Origin of the sequence: Xanthomonas phaseoli pv. dieffenbachiae (genome assembly GCF_008639345.1) — a bacterium.
In the GTDB taxonomy this organism is placed as follows: Bacteria; Pseudomonadota; Gammaproteobacteria; order Xanthomonadales; family Xanthomonadaceae; genus Xanthomonas; species Xanthomonas phaseoli.
Window position 1 is genome coordinate 339,274 of record NZ_CP041380.1, and the last position, 16,396, is coordinate 355,669.

The window sequence follows — 16,396 nt, forward strand, 5'->3', positions numbered from 1 at the left end:
ATGGACAACACGCGGATCGACACTGCAGCACGATGTGTTCAGCGTTGGACGGACGCGTTGGCGCATCTGGCCGAATCGCTGGACCCCGCACGGGTGGCGCATTGGCTTGGCCCGGTGGCAGCGTCGGGCTGGGCAGTGGCGCCCGTGTACTGCCGTAAGCGGGTAATCCAGGCGTGGTCGGGGTGGTCGGGAGTATCGCTGTCTGCACTCGGCCTGCAGGCGAACCAACTCGCCCTACTGACGCCCGCGCAGTTGGCCCAGGTCCTGATCGCGCGGGCACTGTTTTCGCGCGGATTGGCCGTGCGTCGTTGTATCGAGCGCGAACGTCTGGACTGGCTCGAACAGTGTGTGGGGCCGGCCGTGCTTGAGCATGTGCGCCAGAACGCGTCCGCCGGCCTACCCGTGCCCTTGTTGCCACGCGATGCCGACCAGGCAGCGTGGGTCGGCGACGGTTGGCGTCGGATGCAGGCCGATGGCGTCTGGTCCAATCCGGTTGTTGCCAAGCTGCTGGCGTTGTCCTTGCCGCTGGACGCCGCGCAGGTGGCCACCGTCGCAGCAGACGGGGCGAGCGATGCCTTCCTGAGCGCGCTTCCCACCCTGATGCCGGAGGCGTCATGCGTCTGTGGTTGAGGTCAACGCCCGATGCGATCGGCTTGGAGTGCGATGTCATTCTGCGCGAGGCGCTGGCCTCGGTGTTGACGCTGGATGCTGCCACTGCCGAGGTGCACGCACGCTGCGAGCAGGCCCTGAGCCAGGCGCAGACACGGGCACAGACGCTGATCGACGAGGCCAAGCAGCAGGCCGAAACGATCCTTGAGGATGCGCGCCAGAAGGCCGAGCGCAGCGCACGCCTGGGGTATGCAGCCGGTCTGCGACGCCAGCTTGATGAGTGGAACGAATCTGGCCTGCGCCATGCCTTTGCCGCCGAAACGGCCGCGCAGCGGGCACGTGAGCGCCTGGCAGAGATTGTGGCGCGCACCTGCGAGCACATCATCCTCGGACACGATCCTGCGGCGCTGTATGCGCGGGCGGCGCAGGCCCTGGAAGGTGCCCTGGACGAGGCCAAGGCCCTGCGCGTCAGCGTGCACCCCGACGCGGTGGACGCTGCGCGGCGCGCCTTCGACGCGGCCGCCACCGAGGCGGGCTGGACCCTGCAAATAGAGCTGTGCGGCGATGCCGACCTGGCCGTGGGCGCCTGCGTGTGCGAATGGGACACGGGCGTGTTCGAGACCGATCTGCGCGATCAGCTGCGCAGTCTGCGGCGCGTCATTCGTCGTGTATTGGCTGCACCGGAGGAGCTTGCGGATGCTGGCTGAGACGCCCCTGCTGGAGACAACGCTCGAGCGCGAGTTGGCCACGCTCGCGTTCGGTCGTCGCTATGGCAAGGTGGTCGAAGTCGTCGGCACCATGCTCAAGGTGGCCGGCGTGCAGGTCAGCCTGGGCGAGGTGTGCGAGTTGCGCCAGCGCGATGGCAGCGTGTTGCAGCGGGCCGAGGTGGTGGGCTTCAGTCGCGATCTGGCGTTGCTGGCGCCGTTCGGCGAGCTGATCGGGCTATCGCGCGAGACGCGCGTGATCGGATTGGGCCGCCCGTTGGCGGTGCCGGTCGGACCGGCCTTGCTGGGGCGCGTGCTCGACGGCCTGGGCGAGCCGTCGGACGGGCAAGGAGCCATCGCCTGCGACACCTGGGTACCGATCCAGGCGCAGGCACCGGACCCGATGCGTCGGCGGCTGATTGAACACCCCATGCCGACCGGCGTGCGGATCGTGGATGGCCTGATGACGCTGGGCGAGGGCCAGCGCATGGGCATCTTCGCCGCAGCCGGCGTCGGCAAGAGCACCTTGATGGGAATGTTCGCGCGCGGCACGCAGTGCGATGTCAACGTGATCGTGCTGATCGGCGAGCGTGGGCGCGAGGTGCGCGAGTTCATCGAGCTGATTCTTGGCGAAGATGGACTGGCACGCAGCGTGGTGGTCTGTGCAACCTCGGATCGTTCGTCGATCGAGCGCGCCAAGGCCGCCTATGTCGGCACCGCCATCGCCGAGTATTTCCGGGATCGTGGCCTGCGCGTCCTGCTGATGATGGACTCGCTGACGCGCTTTGCCCGTGCGCAACGCGAGATCGGTCTGGCCGCCGGCGAGCCGCCCACACGCCGGGGCTTTCCGCCATCGGTGTTCGCCGAGTTGCCGCGCCTGCTCGAACGTGCGGGCATGGGCGAGAGCGGCTCGATCACCGCGTTCTACACCGTGCTGGCCGAGGACGAGACCGGCAGCGATCCGATCGCCGAGGAAGTGCGCGGCATCCTCGATGGGCACCTGATCCTCTCTCGCGAGATCGCGGCCAAGAACCAGTATCCGGCGATCGACGTGTTGGCCAGCCTGAGCCGGGTGATGAGCCAGATCGTCCCATCAGACCACTCCCAGGCCGCCGGCCGGTTGCGGCGCCTGCTCGCCAAGTACAACGAAGTGGAAACGCTGGTGCAGGTGGGCGAATACCGCGAGGGGAGCGACGCCGTTGCCGACGAGGCGATCGATAGGATCGATGCGATCCGCGACTTTCTCAGCCAACCGACCGACCAGCTCAGTGCGTACGAAAGTACGCTGGAACAGCTGGCCAGCGTGACCGACGATGCGTGAGCCTGCCCACACCTGGTCGGTGCTGCATCAGCTCAAGGTGCGCCGCAGCGAGCGCATGCAGGAACGCCTGAGCGAGTGCAGGCGTGCGTTGGAACACTGCGACCGCGAACTTGCCAGGTGCAGACAGGAAGCAGAGGCTTGCACCACACGCTTGGCCGATTGCGATGCCGCACTGATGGACAAGGCAGGTGTGGGGGCGTCGATCGACGTTGATACGATCCTCCAGCATGAACGCTTTCGCACCGTGCTGGTCGAGGCCTGTCGCGCTGCGGAGCAGGCGCAGGCAGCGGCGGATCAGTCGTTGCAGAGCGCGCGCGACGAACTGGCGTCCGTGCAGCAGGCACTGAGCAAGCTGCAGGCACAGGCGCAGGTATACGCAGACAAAGCCGCCAGTGCGCGCCGCGCCCGACAGGCGCAACGCGACGCAGCAGAAGAGGAAGACGCAGTCGAGGCACTGGTCGCGCTGCGTTCGCACCGCGCCACGCAGAGGGGCGCGCGATGAACGACGCCACCGATGCCTTGCTGGCCATTTCCTCGCAGGGCGTGTCGCTATTGGCCCTGCTGGCACTGTGCGGGGTGCGTGTGTTCGTGATGTTCATCGTGCTACCGGCAACGGCGCAGGACAGTCTTCCCGGGATTGCACGCAACGGCGTGATCTACGTCCTGAGCTCGTTCATCGCCTATGGGCAACCGGCCGATGCGCTGGCGAAGATCCAGACGGTCGGCCTGGTCGGGGTGGTGTTCAAGGAGGCCTTCATCGGTCTGCTGATCGGGTTCGCAGCATCGACGGTGTTCTGGATCGCCGAGAGCGTTGGCCTGCTGATCGACGACCTTGCCGGCTACAACAATGTGCAGATGACCAATCCGCTCAGCGGCCAGCAAAGCACGCCGGTGTCTACGGTGCTGCTGCAACTGGCCATCGTGTCGTTCTACGCATTGGGCGGCATGTTGCTATTGCTGGGAGCGTTATTCGAATCGTTTCGCTGGTGGCCGCTGACCCAGCTTGGGCCGAACATGGGGTCGGTTGCCGAATCGTTCGTGATCCAGCAATCGGACAGCATGATGACCGCCGTCGTCAAGCTGTCCGCACCGGTGATGCTGGTGCTTGTGCTGGTGGATCTTGCGATCGGCCTGGTGGCGCGAGCGGCCGACAAACTCGAACCGTCGAACCTGAGTCAGCCAATCCGCGGGGTGCTAGCGTTATTGCTGCTCGCCTTGCTGACCAGCGTCTTCGTCGCGCAATTTGGCGAAGCACTTGGGTTCCTGCATTTCCAGCAGCAATTGCACGATGCCGCCAACGTCGGTGGTAAGGGAGGCGCGAGGCACTGATCTTTATTGAGACATTCCCGGCTTTGCACTTCCTACACTGGTCGTTACCGACTTTTTCACTTGCCTAGCAGAGGGAACGCCATGGCTCCTGCCTGTACCACCGCCCACCGCCGACGTGCTCCAATGGCCGCCGTCCTGATGCTCAGCCTGCTGCCGCTGCTGTCGCCACATGCCGACGCCGCCCAGGTCCCGTGGCATTCGCGCACGTTCAAATACGTCGCCGACAACAAGGATCTCAAGGAGGTGCTGCGCGATTTATCCGCCAGCCAGTCCATCGCCACCTGGATCTCGCCGGAGGTGACCGGCACGCTGAGCGGGAAATTTGAAACATCTCCACAGAAATTCCTCGACGACCTGGCGGCCACCTACGGCTTTGTCTGGTACTACGACGGCGCCGTGCTCAGGATCTGGGGTGCGAACGAATCCAAGAGCGCGACCTTGAGCCTGGGGACTGCATCGACGAAGTCGCTGCGCGACGCACTTGCGCGCATGCGCCTGGACGATCCGCGCTTTCCGGTGCGTTACGACGAGGCCGCGCATGTGGCGGTGGTCTCCGGACCGCCAGGGTATGTGGATACCGTTTCGGCCATTGCCAAGCAGGTCGAGCAGGGCGCGCGTCAGCGCGATGCCACCGAAGTGCAGGTGTTTCAGCTGCATTACGCGCAAGCGGCCGACCACACGACGCGCATCGGCGGTCAGGATGTGCAGATTCCAGGCATGGCCAGCCTGTTGCGCAGCATGTACGGCGCACGCGGCGCGCCGGTCGCGGCGATAGCGGGGCCTAGCGCCAACTTTGGCCGGGTACAGCCGATCGGCGGTGGGTCCTCCAACACATTCGGCAATGCGGCACAGGGTCAAGGCGGCGGAGCCAGCGGCATCCTCGGGCTGCCTTCGTCCTGGTTCGGCGGCGCCTCGTCGTCCGATCGCGTGCCGGTCAGCCCGCCGCTACCCGGTAGCGGAGCTGCTGCGGCTGCGGGGTCGCCCGCCAGCGTCTGGCCGGAACTCAGTAAGGGACGGCGCGATGAATCCACTCCCATCGACGTCGGTGGTGGAGCAGAGCTGGCCTCCGATGCGCCGGTGATCGAAGCCGACCCGCGTACCAATGCCATCCTGATCCGCGATCGACCCGAGCGGATGCAGAGCTATGGCACCCTGATCCAACAGTTGGACAATCGGCCCAAGTTGCTGCAGATCGATGCCACCATCATCGAGATCCGCGATGGCGCCATGCAGGATCTCGGTGTCGACTGGCGCTTCCACAGCCAGCACACGGACATACAGACCGGCAACGGCAGTGGCAGCCAGTTGGGCTTCAACGGCGCATTGAGCGGCGCTGCCACCGATGGCGCGACCACCCCGGCTGGGGGCACTTTGACGGCCGTGCTGGGAGACGCCGGACGCTACCTGATGACGCGCGTGTCGGCGTTGGAGACGACCAACAAGGCCAAGATCGTGTCTTCGCCCCAGGTGGCGACGCTGGACAACGTCGAGGCGGTCATGGACCACAAGCAACAGGCATTCGTCCGGGTCAGCGGATACGCATCGGCAGATCTCTACAACCTCTCCGCCGGGGTGTCGTTGCGGGTATTGCCCAGCGTGGTGCCAGGCTCGCCGAACGGTCAGATGCGTCTGGATGTGCGTATCGAGGATGGCCAGCTTGGATCCAACACCGTGGACGGCATTCCGGTCATTACCTCCAGCGAGATCACGACCCAGGCTTTCGTCAATGAAGGCCAAAGCCTGCTGATTGCAGGCTACGCCTACGATGCCGACGAGACCGATCTGAATGCGGTGCCGGGTCTGTCGAAGATTCCGTTGCTCGGTAACCTGTTCAAACACCGGCAAAAAAGCGGGTCCCGCATGCAACGGCTGTTTCTGCTGACCCCGCACGTGGTGTCGCCCTGATGGTTCGCGAACAACCATCGGTGGGCGATCAGAGGTTCGCTGTGATGGCCTGACATTGGGCGCATGCCATCGGCCGAATCCTGCAGGAATTGTTTGAGGGATCATCAGGCGGGCCAAGTGATTGGTGCGGATGGGTATCGACCCAGGGCGCCTGAGACCGCCACCTGGATGGGCATCGGTGTTGCCTGGAATCAGCATGTGTCACTCGCACATGTTGGTTCTGATGCGATGCCCAAGCCTGCCTGGGCGATCACCTGGCAGGCTTCTCGCCTGCGCAAGACAAGATCCTGCCAGTCAGCTCGGCATCTGCGCTAGACGGCACGAGGGCAGAGCGGCGTCTACGCTCTTGACTGGCAGCGATTGCGCCCGATTGCAGCGACATGCCTGGGCCGGCAGCAGTGTGCATGGCCGGTGCGAAGGTATGGAGGCTCTAGTCGAGCGACGATGGCGTGCGATTGAACGTTCAACCAACGTCACGCCAGCAGCGAAAGCCCACTGGAGAAGGCGTGTCTGGAACAAGAATCTGGTGATCGCGTGCCGCGTTGAAGCCGGAACGGCCCTGCTCGCATGCCGATGGCCGTATGTCAGGCACTTGCGGCGCAAAAGAGACAAGCGCGTGCCGATGTGGGTGGCGAAGGCTCGCGGTTACAGCAAGAGTGGTGCCTGCAGGCTGACGCATGAGGCGGCAGCCTGCAGGTCGTGGCCGGTAGGGGCGACCAACAGTTCGTTACTGCATCGATCCGGTGTCGCTCGCAAGGCTGACGCCGAGGCCGCCACCAAAGTCACCGCCGGCCCCGCCGCCGAAGCCACCACCATTCTGTGCCTGCAGAATGTCTCCGACGATATTCATCAGCATCTGCGTGTACTGCGACGGGGAGCCATTGGACTGCCCAGCTTGCTGGGCATTATTGCTCTGCTGCAGCAGGGCAATAATGAGCTGTGTCAGCAACTGGTCGAGCTGCTTTTCCGAGATGCCCTGGTTGCACTGATTGGTTTGGTTGCCCCGGCTCCAATAAGATTGCGGGCCCTGGTTCGAGCCAACCTGGAAGAAGGACGAGTTGAAGCCGGTCTGCGCCGCTGTGTTCAAAGAATTAACCATGACGATTCCTCTCTGATTAACTGGGGTTTGGTTTCGCTCAACGGCCATGCTTGCGCAACGGCCGTTGCCGGGCGTGTTTTACGCCCCGACGGAACAGTAGAAGCGGCAATCGATCGTCGCCAGAGAGTTTGCGAAATTGCGCTTGTGCGTGCGAAGGAAATAAACGACAAAATGATTTCGCAGCGAGCGCAAATCCAGAAGTCGTCGTCAGTTGGCGTTTTTTCGCTTGCATGTTAAGTGTTTCGTCGGTTTCGAGTAAATCATGTACAGGTGGCGTTATGTTGCCGCCGTCGAGCGCCGTGGGTCGTTGTATGCCGGCGCTCTACTCACCTGGAGACCTGTATTCAACCGAAATCGAGGTAACGACAAATGATCGGTTCAACGATCGTCTACCGGCATGTCGATAAAGTATCCAATTTCCAGTTTGAGTCCGCGTCCGGGCCTTTACCAAAGCGACACATGCGCGCGAGAAGGTCCGGATGTGGTCGTCGAGCAGGCGCCGGGCCACAGCGCGTTCTATTTGCAGCGGTATTGGCGTGCGCATCGCCGTTCGCACGCGCGGATTGCTTTGAAGAGGCTGCCGGATATCAGCACGTGAACCCTTGGGTGCTGCGTGCCATTGCCTGGCAGGAATCGCGCGGTCGTGCCGACGCGATCCATCGCAACAACAACGGCACGGTGGATTATGGAAAGATGCAGATCAACTCCATCCACCTGCGGCGATTATCCAGCTATGGAATCTCCAGGGATGCGTTGATGCATCCGTGCATCAGTGTGTATGTCGCGGCATGGCGCTTGCGCGAAATGACCAACAAGTACGGAAACACCTGGGCCGCGGTAGGGGCCTACCATTCCGAAACCCCAGGTGAGCGCGATAAGTATGCGCATGCCATCCATTCGATTCTGCTAAGTCGCGGCGTGATTGATGAATAGCGCGTGCGCCACTGCAGGAGGGCGTAGGTGTAGCCGGATTTGCGCAGGAATTCCCTGGTGGGATGGCGTAGGACTGTACAAAGCGGCGGAGCGCCGCGACGGAATTATCTGCGGACAATAGCGCGTATGTTTTAGTTACTGCGCATACGGTGACTGAAATGATCATCGCCATAGCAGCATCCGTCATCATGTGTCGACAATGTGCGTAGCGCGGCTGGATACCCGCTGTGCAAAGACCAGCTAGCCGAGACCTGAGCTGAGAATTGGCATGCGCAGCCTAGCTCTCGATCGATTCCCGCTGTACGCCGCTGCCGGTCGGTTTTTAGCACTTGCTGGAGGCTGCGCATGGAGCCGCCAACAGCTGTCGCACACGCACTGCGGGTAAGCCGTCAGTGCGTGTGCGACCACCATGTGCTTGCACTCGCCGATGGCTGCGCGATAGCCGGCGCGACGCACGGTCGCGCTCACTCAGTTCGCATGCGAGCGGCCTCGGCTTCGCGAACTGCCGCTGCAGCCTGCCAGGTGCCGGCAATGACCTTGTACTGCATGCCGGCGGCCATGCCCGCCAACGTATTGGAGAGCAATGCGCTGCGTGCCGGCGACAAACCGAGCCAGTGGCCAATCATGTTGACTGCTGTACCAAATGCGATGTTGGAATTGATGGCGGCCGTGCGCGCCACAGAATGATCCATGACCCGCTCATAGTCTTCGCGCTTGGCCTTCCAGCTTGGTTCCCAGATCTGCTGCGTCCCGGCTTCGTCTGCTTCGTGTTGGGTGACATTGAGCCAGTCGGCTGTCTCCAGACCGACATTCAAGGCCGCGTTCACCGCCGCTTGCTGAAAGACGACCCTGGTCGCCTCTCCCATGTTGAAGGGCGACATCAGTCCTGCCCAGCGCTGCCTGGCCGATGCAAAGTCTGGTGCCTCCAGCTCATTGGATGCCAGGTTGGTCAGGACGTTGGCCATGCCGTAAAACCTGCCTGCACTGGTGACGTGGGGATCGCTGACGCCACCGTTGGTTGGTGCCCGCATTCCCACCATGCGGAATGTCGCCTGGATGGCGTCACGGGCCGCCGCATAAGGGGCGACCTTGAGCTCACTGGCCAGCAGTCTGGCCGCCATCTCAGGTCGGCCAGAAGCCTTGCCCGCAGCGCCGATGGCGATATTGCTCAAGATGCCGGCCAGCGCGAGCCGGGTCACCAGATCCGAATAGTGCTGCTGTTCTACTCTCTTGTGATGGCGCTCGTCCTCGGACAGCGCTTCCCATTGTTCAAGATTCAGGTTGTGGAAGCCTCGGGCAGCGGCGTCGGGATTGCGGTTCTCGCGGTTGCGCCGCAGCGTATGCAGCGCCAGATGCAGCGTGCCCGACACTGCCTGCATGGCGACGACCGCTTCGGGTGGGAGCTGGCGAAACGCGGCAAACAGCGCTTTGCCGATCAACTCGCGCACGAACGTGGTCGGGCCCACGGAGGTGGTCTGGTGCACGAGATGTCCCAGCGCAGCGCCCAGGTATTGTTTGTCGAAGCTGATCGGCAGGACACCGCGCGCCGCAGCGGCGACCGCTGTCGCGGTGGGTCCAAGGAGGGTCGTGACTCCATGTGTTGCACCTGCCCCGACTGACGCAGCCAGCGTGCCCAAGCGCGCAGCGGCCGTCGCCGAGGTGGATGCCTGCGCTTGGGAACCGTGTTGTGCAGCGTATTCGGTGCCAAGCGACGGCGGGGCTGATGGTTCGAAAGAGTCTTCAGCGTCATAGAATCGCTCGCTACCGCTCTGTTCCCTACGCAGCGAAGCATGCAGCTGCGGACTGCCTTGGGACGGTAGGTCTGCGTCGCTGGCGGTTTCATACCCGCTGTCGCTTCCCGTGCTATTGCGTCGTGCCGAAGGTCTGGACGGCAGGCCGGAGAGAGGAGACCCGATCTCGTGCGTCGATGTATCGCTGCCTCGTTGTGCCGGCATCTCGATCACGACGTCGCCACTTGTCGCTTGCGATTGCTGGGAGGTACTGGCTGAAGGGATCTTCATCACGGCATGTCCTCGCATTGATGGGGTATCGGCACGCTTCGTCCAGGCGTGCAGGGTGATTGATCGATGGCGCCGGACGATGGGTCCCGCAGCAAGACGGGCGTGGTGGCGAGCGTCGTGATTGCAGCGTCGGGATCGCCCTTGGCAGTCGGACGCGTCGACCGGAGAATCAAGCGTGATGTGTGGCACGCCGACCCGGCATGGTGCATATGCTGCGCTCAGCTGCCCGTGCAACTGGAGCGTGACTTCTTCGCTCGCACTCGCAGCGCCAAGGCGTTCCTGCTATCCACGGCAACCCTGCGCGGTATGTGTCATCGTTTCCGGCGAACTTAAAATTCGCATAAATCCACGGAATCTCGACGCGTGCTTGGCGAAGCGATCATTCCAGATCCGAACAATCAATTCGTACGTGCGGGTCAATTATGTTTTCTGCTGCGGCGGTCTTTGCGCGGGCAAAGACGGGTGCGCGCGTACCGGCAGCGCTGTGACATGGGTTGTAGTAGACATTGGTGCACGTACGGAGCGATGCCGCAACGGTGGGGGTAGATTGCGTGAGCGATCGCCCAGGGCGCGTGGTGTGGCCGTAGAGCAGGCGACAGCATCTCCGAGCACCAAGTCCGCGAAGCCAACAAGGTGCAACCGCACCAAGGTGCCAGGCAGCTGCCTTGGCCGCGTTTTCCTACCACCGCTGCGATCTATCTGCTTGCTGCCCATATCCTTACTCGCAAGCAAGGTACCTCCTGCCTAATCCTGCGGACCGGGTCGAGCCTGATTGAGTGCGGTGAATCGAGTAAATGCGTCAGTCCGTGGCTAGGCTGCTGTCGAGCGATGCCTTGCTGAGATCACGGAATAAAGGGGCAGCAGTTGGCTATTTTTGGAAGGTTGCAAATGCGGTTGACGCACCTTGAGTTGACCGGCATCCGAAGGTCTGACGTTTCGCAAGCATCAGTAGATTCAAAGCAGTCGGCCCGCCGCAGGGTGAGTGCGACGGGCCGAATGGCGTTCAAGGGTTACAGCGTTTTGAGGAGCGCTTCGCGCATCGCTAGGTGGCGTGCCGCGATGCCAATGCTGCAACGGTTGGCAGCAGCTCAGGTAATAAGCCAACCTCCAGATCAGAGCATGTCCGGCGGCGCGGCGGTGGCCTTGGAGTGCTGCTTGCCGCGTGCATGTTCGATGGCAGTGCGCAGCTTGCGCGCAGCTCCGGTCACGGCAGAGGCCGTCGTTTCGGCGCTGTTGGTGGCCGCGATCGGCGGCAGGCCGGCGACGTGCGCCTCGATGCTGCAGGTTCGATCCGCCGCGCCGCCGCGCTGGCCGTTCTCATCACGCAAATGCACTTCCACACGGGTGATGTCGTTGGCGAAATGCGCCAGCTGGGCGGTGCAGGTCTTTTCGACATGCGCCACAACGGACGGATCGTGCGGCACGTGCTTGTCGGTCTGGATCTGAATCTGCATAGAGGATCTCCTTCGCGGTCATCCGCTGCGTCTGCCGCAGCTGTGACTCGATTCTGCGTCAGCGGCGTGTTGTCGCAAAGTGACAGTGCGGGATGCCCATTCATGCCCTAGCAGGGTCCCTCTCCGTCATCGCAGCGGTGCAGCGAGATCGTCCAGTCGGGCGGCAGACGCAGACCTGCCGCGGCTGAATCAATGGCGCCGGCGATCGGCTCGATCAAGGGCGGTGCCTTAAGATGCCGGCACCCGCGGGTGCCCGCGCCTGTTCGATGCCTGCCTGTGTCCGAATTCCGATTTACCTATGGTGCCCGCCAGGGCCTATTGCGGCGTCTGTTGTTGCTTGCCGCGCTGTGGATGGTCTGTAGTGGCACGGCTGTGGCCCAGGACGAGGACACGGTGCTGGAGACCGCGCAGACTCAACTGGACAGCATGCAAAAGGTGCTGACCCAGGCCGAAGCGGGGATGGAAAAATCCGACACCGACCAGTTGCGCAAGCTGGCCGACGATGTCACCGGCGCGCAGCGCCAGGCCCAGGACCTGGCGCGCGCGCTGGAGCCTCCGTTGAAGGAGCTGTCTGTCCGGCTGGCCGGGCTTGGCGAAGAGCAGAAGACCGACCCACCAGATCTACGCGACCAACGCCGCGCGCTCACGCGCGAGCGCAACGGCCTGGATGCCGAGCTCAAGCGGGCGAACTTGCTGGCACTGGATGCCAAGGATCTCGCCGACCGGCTCGAAGGCGAGCGCGCCCAGCGCTTCAGCGAGAAGCTCTCCGCGCGCGCTGCCTCGCCCCTGTCGCCTGCGCTGTGGAATGAGATCGCGCAGGAATGGCCCGACGATCGCACGCGCCTGCAAGCGCTGTCCGACAAGGCCGTACAGGCGGTGCGCACCGGCATGGCGACCAACGGTATTGCCGGTCTGGTGATCGGGACGCTGGCGGCATTGATGCTGGCATTTCCGTTGCGCATCTTCCTGCGTCATCTGGGGCGGCGGTATGCAGCCTCGCGTGCGCCCGGTGGCCGCTTGCGGCGCTCCGGCCTTGCACTGTGGTTTTTGTTGGTGGGCACCCTGACGCTGGGCATGGCGGCATGGGCGCTGGCCGAGAGCATCCGCGCACTGAGTGAGCTGCCGACCGATCTGGAGCAACTGCTGAGTGCATTTGTGGTGATCAGTTGCGTGGCGGCCTTCGTCGGTTCGCTCAGCGCCAGCCTGTTGATGAAGCACCAGCCCACCTGGCGTCTGTTCCCGTTGGACGATGCCACTGTCGATCGTTTGCGCGTGCATTGTCTTGCCACGGCCGCGGTGAGCTGGTTCAGCGGTATGGCGATCAGAATCAACGACGTGGCGCGCAGCAGCGGCGCATTGACCATCGCTACCGATGCGGTTGCGGCGCTGTTGTATGCGGGGTTGATCCTATCGGCACTGGCTGGCCTGACCCTTTCGTTGCGCGCGCATGCCGCAAACGTGGGTGTGGCCGATGCGGACAGCAGCGCACCGCCACCGGTGGTGTCGCGTGGCGGCGGTTACATCGTGCTGATCCGTCTGCTGGGCCATCTGGCGGTGATCTTCGCGTTGGTGGCTGCCTTGTTCGGCTACATCAATCTGGCACTGTTCGTCGAGCAGCAGATCATCTGGATCACCCTGGTATGCAGCGTGCTCGCGCTACTGGTGATGTTTGCCGACGACCTGACGACCTGGGTGTTCAAGCCGGAGAGCCGTTTCAGCCGTGCGCTGTCGCATGCACTGAATGTTGGCAGCGGGCGGTTGGTGCAGGTGGGCTTACTGATCTCTGCGGCAGTACGCGTGCTGCTGGTGTTGCTGGGCATTGCCGCATTGGTGACGCCCTACGGCGCCAACCTCGCCGCAGTGACCGGCTGGTTGGAAAACGTTTCGCACGGCATTGCAATTGGTAAGGAACTTGTCATCACGCCCGGCGACGTGGCCAGGGCGCTGTGCGTGTTCCTGCTGGGCATGGGCTTGGTCCATGTCGTGCAGAAGTGGCTGCTCAACACCTATCTGCCCAAGACCGAACTGGATGCGGGAGCGCGAAATTCGATCAGCACGGTGGCGCGTTATCTGGGCTGGTTGATCGTGGTGGTGTGGGGGCTCACGGCGCTGGGTCTGGATTTGAAGCGATTGGCGCTGGTGTTGAGCGCACTGTCGGTGGGTATCGGTTTTGGTCTGCAGGCGATTACGCAGAACTTCGTGTCGGGGCTGATCTTGCTGGCCGAGCGGCCGGTGAAGATCGGCGACTGGGTGCGTATCGGCGATCAGGAAGGCGACGTGCGAAAGATCAGCGTGCGAGCCACCGAAATCCAGGTGGGCGACCGCTCCACGTTGATCGTGCCCAACTCGGAGCTGATCACCAAGAGCGTGCGCAACATGACGCTGTCCAATCCGATGGGCCGAGTGCAGTTGCAGTTCTCGGTGCCGCTGGAAACCGACGTGGCCAAGGTGCGCGACATGTTGCTGGCCTTGTTCGCCGAACACGAGAAGGTGTTGGCCGAACCGGCGCCGTCGGTGTTCATCGATTCGCTGGCCGGCGGTCACGTCAACTTCAATTCGTTCGCCTACGTGAGCAGCCCGCGCGATTCGTATGGCGTGCGCAGCCAGTTGTTCTTCGCGCTGCTGCAGCGCATGGCGACGGTGGGCATTGCGTTGCAGTCGCCACAGGAGATCCGCTTCAGTCGTGCGGGTGCCGCCGTGGCGCGCGATGCGGGAGACGGCGCGCCTGCATCGGATGACTGAGCCGGCGAGGTCGGCGAGGGCCGCGCAGCGGCGAGGCGATCGGTGTGCCCATTGCGCAACCAGGCCCGACTCTCGATGGACGTAGGCGGGCACATCAGGAGCGGTCTGCCACCGGGATGTCCTTGACCAGGGCCAGGTCGTCCACGCTGACGTCTTCGGTGTAATCCAGCCAGGCACGGATCTCCAGGTCGTCCACCGCATGTTCCAGGCCCACCGGCATGCGGATGCGCCCGGCGGCGTCGGGCACGACCCATTGCTGGGCCAGCACGACCTTGCGTTCGGAGGACACCGCTTCCACCCAGAACGCGCGCGTGGGCCGGCGCTTGGCGTAGAGCTCGAGCATGTAGCGGCCGGCAGCGGTCTTGCGCGCTGCCTGGGTGAGCATGATGGGCTGACGTACGCGCGGACGCGGGCCCTGCTGGGTGGCTTCCAGCGGCGCGTCGACGGCGATGCCGCGGGTGAGATCCGGGTCGCGATACAGCTTCATGCTCTGGTGGCGGTCCACCACCAGTGCGCACCAGTCGCCATCGGCCGAGCCGTCCTCGAACGCAGTGCAGCGGTCCACATAGGCCAGCGTGCCCTTGGAATGCGTGCGGTCGAACTGACGCGAGGTGTTTTCCAGGTACACGGTTTTCAGGTTGGTGTCCTTGTCGTATTCCAGCAGCACCGGTGGGCGTACCTGTTGCACGCCAGCCACCACATCGCCATTGCCATTGATGCGCAGCATGCGCGTACTGCGTCCGGTCCACAGCGTGCGCGCGTAGGCCAGATAGCGTGGATAGTCCTTGCCGCTGTCGCGGCTGGCGGCCACGCTGGCACTGGGCGGAGCATCGCTGGCCAGCAACGAGCGGCCGAAGCCCAGCGTGCGCATGCCCGGTTCCAGCAACTGCAGCAGCGTTGCGCCCGAATCGAGCGTGCTGCCGGCGAGCGTGACGATCTGTTGCGGCGCGATACCGCCGCCCAGGAACAGCAGCAGGTTCTCGCGCTTCTGCTTGGCCAGCACCTCGCTCAGGTCGTTGGGCATGGCCAGATGATCGGAGGCGATGACGATGAGGGTGTTGTTGCCATACCGGCTGTTGCGGATGCGCGCGACCAGTTCGCCGATCAAGCGGTCGCTGCATTTGATCGCATGCAGCAAGCCGATATCGCCCAGTGCGCTGTCGTATTGCTGGCCCTTGCACGCCAGTGGCAGGTGGCCGGCCGGATGGTGGGTGTCCATGGTCAGCGTGGTCAGCATGAAGGGTTGGCCGGCACGCGACAGCGTCTGGAAAGTTTCCCAGGCATCGTCCAGCAGGACATCGTCATGTACGCCCCATGCGGAAAAATGCTTGGGCGCGCCCCCCCGGTCGTGGAAATAGTGCACGTCATGCAACACGTCGAAGCCATGGCTGGACAGGAAACGGCCCTTGCCGGCGAAGCTGGCATCGGCGCCGCCCACGTAATGATTACGGTAGCCCTGATCCTTGAGGTAATCGCCCAGGCAGCGCGCTTCGGGCAGGAACATACCCATGCGGTCCATGCTGTTTTCATCGCCCGGCGCGGTGGTGAGCGGCACGCCGCACATCGAGGCGACCATGCCGGCGATGGTCCAACCGCTGCCTTCGGTGGAGGCGAGATTGCGCACGTCCACCGCTTCGGTCGCAAGCGCACGCAGATTGGGCATCAGGCCCGGAAACACCTGTTCGTCGAAGTAGGTGCGCTCCAGGCTTTCGCCATAGATCCAGACGATGTTCTTGCGCTTGTGTAGCGGTTGCTGCGGCACCTGGTATTCCGGCACCACGGTGGCGTAATCGACCGGGCGCAGCTGGTAATACAGGCGCTTGCCATCGCGATACAGCGGGCTTGCGGCGATGCCGACCAACAACATGCCCACGAAGCCCGCGAACACGGCGCCGCCACCACGCGGACGCTGGAAGCGTCGTACCCGCACCAACAACAGCGGGCTCAGCGAGAGCAACAGCATGCCAACGAACACCGCGATATAGCCGGAAAAGTCGCTGACGCCAGCGCCGTCCATGTCGGCGCGCAGGTGATACAGCGTGGCTGCATTGATACCGTCGCCACTGAGCCGGTCGACCAATCCCCAGGCGCTGAGCAGCAGCAGAAAGAGCGACAGCAGGCCAGCCTTGAGCCACGCCAGACGCGGCGAGGCGACCAACAGCCACAGCAAGAGCAACAACGAAACCAACAACATCCAATGCATGCGCAGCGTCCGTGGGGGAATGACGCGAGCGCGTACCTCACGCTTTGCTCGCCATGTCCTGTGCGCCACCTGCAAT

12 protein-coding genes are annotated in these 16,396 nt (G+C 63.5%); 8 read left to right on the forward strand and 4 right to left on the reverse strand.

All coding sequences use genetic code 11. The annotated features are described in order from the left end of the window. From FLG15_RS01595 to sctC, 6 genes are all read left to right on the forward strand, one after another. Positions 1–630: a type III secretion protein HrpB4 gene (locus tag FLG15_RS01595; RefSeq protein ID WP_150145426.1), complete on the forward strand. Its 630-nt coding sequence runs from the start codon at positions 1–3 to the stop codon at positions 628–630. Beyond that, positions 615–1,316 carry a type III secretion system stator protein SctL gene (sctL, locus tag FLG15_RS01600; RefSeq protein WP_057658828.1) on the forward strand — a complete coding sequence of 234 codons (702 nt, stop codon included), beginning with the start codon at positions 615–617 and terminating at the stop codon, positions 1,314–1,316. The genes FLG15_RS01595 and sctL overlap by 16 nt, the downstream gene beginning before the upstream one ends. Beyond that, positions 1,306–2,634 (forward strand): type III secretion system ATPase SctN, encoded by a 1,329-nt coding sequence (sctN, locus tag FLG15_RS01605; protein WP_057678483.1) that lies wholly within the window; start codon positions 1,306–1,308, stop codon positions 2,632–2,634. Before sctL ends, sctN begins: the two co-directional genes overlap by 11 nt. Continuing rightward, a complete protein-coding gene (locus FLG15_RS01610; RefSeq protein WP_057658825.1) occupies positions 2,627–3,136 on the forward strand; it encodes a type III secretion protein HrpB7 in 510 nt (169 codons plus the stop codon). Before sctN ends, FLG15_RS01610 begins: the two co-directional genes overlap by 8 nt. After that, positions 3,133–3,963 carry a type III secretion system export apparatus subunit SctT gene (gene sctT / locus FLG15_RS01615; protein WP_057658823.1) on the forward strand — a complete coding sequence of 277 codons (831 nt, stop codon included), beginning with the start codon at positions 3,133–3,135 and terminating at the stop codon, positions 3,961–3,963. The genes FLG15_RS01610 and sctT overlap by 4 nt, the downstream gene beginning before the upstream one ends. A gap of 81 nt (positions 3,964–4,044) precedes the next feature. Next, positions 4,045–5,868, forward strand: a complete 1,824-nt coding sequence (gene sctC / locus FLG15_RS01620; protein ID WP_057658820.1) for a type III secretion system outer membrane ring subunit SctC — start codon at positions 4,045–4,047, stop codon at positions 5,866–5,868. A 727-nt stretch (positions 5,869–6,595) separates the two neighbouring features. Here sctC and xopA read toward each other — a convergent pair. Next, positions 6,596–6,955: a XopA/Hpa1 family type III secretion system protein gene (gene xopA, locus FLG15_RS01625; RefSeq protein WP_057678485.1), complete on the reverse strand. Its 360-nt coding sequence runs from the start codon at positions 6,953–6,955 to the stop codon at positions 6,596–6,598. A 381-nt stretch (positions 6,956–7,336) separates the two neighbouring features. Between xopA and FLG15_RS01630 the strand changes: the two genes are divergently transcribed. Continuing rightward, the gene (locus FLG15_RS01630; protein ID WP_057658816.1) at positions 7,337–7,900 is read left to right on the forward strand and encodes a lytic transglycosylase domain-containing protein; all 564 of its coding nucleotides are present in this window, start codon (positions 7,337–7,339) and stop codon (positions 7,898–7,900) included. Positions 7,901–8,364: 464 nt separating this feature from the next. Here FLG15_RS01630 and FLG15_RS01635 read toward each other — a convergent pair whose 3' ends face one another. After that, complete coding sequence (locus tag FLG15_RS01635; protein WP_057678486.1) at positions 8,365–9,924, reverse strand: hypothetical protein; 1,560 nt, start codon at positions 9,922–9,924, stop codon at positions 8,365–8,367. 1,109 nt (positions 9,925–11,033) lie between these two features. Beyond that, positions 11,034–11,375, reverse strand: coding sequence for an HPF/RaiA family ribosome-associated protein (locus tag FLG15_RS01640; RefSeq protein ID WP_057687061.1), 342 nt, complete (start codon positions 11,373–11,375; stop codon positions 11,034–11,036). 192 nt (positions 11,376–11,567) lie between these two features. Here FLG15_RS01640 and FLG15_RS01645 point away from each other — a divergent pair, with 192 nt between their 5' ends. Further along, positions 11,568–14,117 carry a DUF3772 domain-containing protein gene (locus FLG15_RS01645; RefSeq protein WP_057677634.1) on the forward strand — a complete coding sequence of 850 codons (2,550 nt, stop codon included), beginning with the start codon at positions 11,568–11,570 and terminating at the stop codon, positions 14,115–14,117. A gap of 94 nt (positions 14,118–14,211) precedes the next feature. Here the strand turns inward: FLG15_RS01645 and FLG15_RS01650 are convergent, their stop codons facing one another. Then, positions 14,212–16,320, reverse strand: coding sequence for a phosphoglycerol transferase I (locus tag FLG15_RS01650; RefSeq protein ID WP_150145427.1), 2,109 nt, complete (start codon positions 16,318–16,320; stop codon positions 14,212–14,214). Positions 16,321–16,396: the final 76 nt, after the last annotated feature.

Bases quoted from the DNA above. Each gene is read 5' to 3' on its own strand.
- sctT (WP_057658823.1), top strand. From the start codon at position 3,133: ATGAACGACGCCACCGATGCCTTGCTGGCCATTTCCTCGCAGGGCGTG.
- FLG15_RS01650 (WP_150145427.1), bottom strand. From the start codon at position 16,320: ATGCATTGGATGTTGTTGGTTTCGTTGTTGCTCTTGCTGTGGCTGTTG.
- FLG15_RS01630 (WP_057658816.1), top strand. From the start codon at position 7,337: ATGATCGGTTCAACGATCGTCTACCGGCATGTCGATAAAGTATCCAAT.
- FLG15_RS01595 (WP_150145426.1), top strand. From the start codon at position 1: ATGGACAACACGCGGATCGACACTGCAGCACGATGTGTTCAGCGTTGG.
- FLG15_RS01645 (WP_057677634.1), top strand. From the start codon at position 11,568: ATGGCGCCGGCGATCGGCTCGATCAAGGGCGGTGCCTTAAGATGCCGG.
- sctN (WP_057678483.1), top strand. From the start codon at position 1,306: ATGCTGGCTGAGACGCCCCTGCTGGAGACAACGCTCGAGCGCGAGTTG.
- FLG15_RS01610 (WP_057658825.1), top strand. From the start codon at position 2,627: ATGCGTGAGCCTGCCCACACCTGGTCGGTGCTGCATCAGCTCAAGGTG.
- sctL (WP_057658828.1), top strand. From the start codon at position 615: ATGCGTCTGTGGTTGAGGTCAACGCCCGATGCGATCGGCTTGGAGTGC.
- sctC (WP_057658820.1), top strand. From the start codon at position 4,045: ATGGCTCCTGCCTGTACCACCGCCCACCGCCGACGTGCTCCAATGGCC.
- FLG15_RS01640 (WP_057687061.1), bottom strand. From the start codon at position 11,375: ATGCAGATTCAGATCCAGACCGACAAGCACGTGCCGCACGATCCGTCC.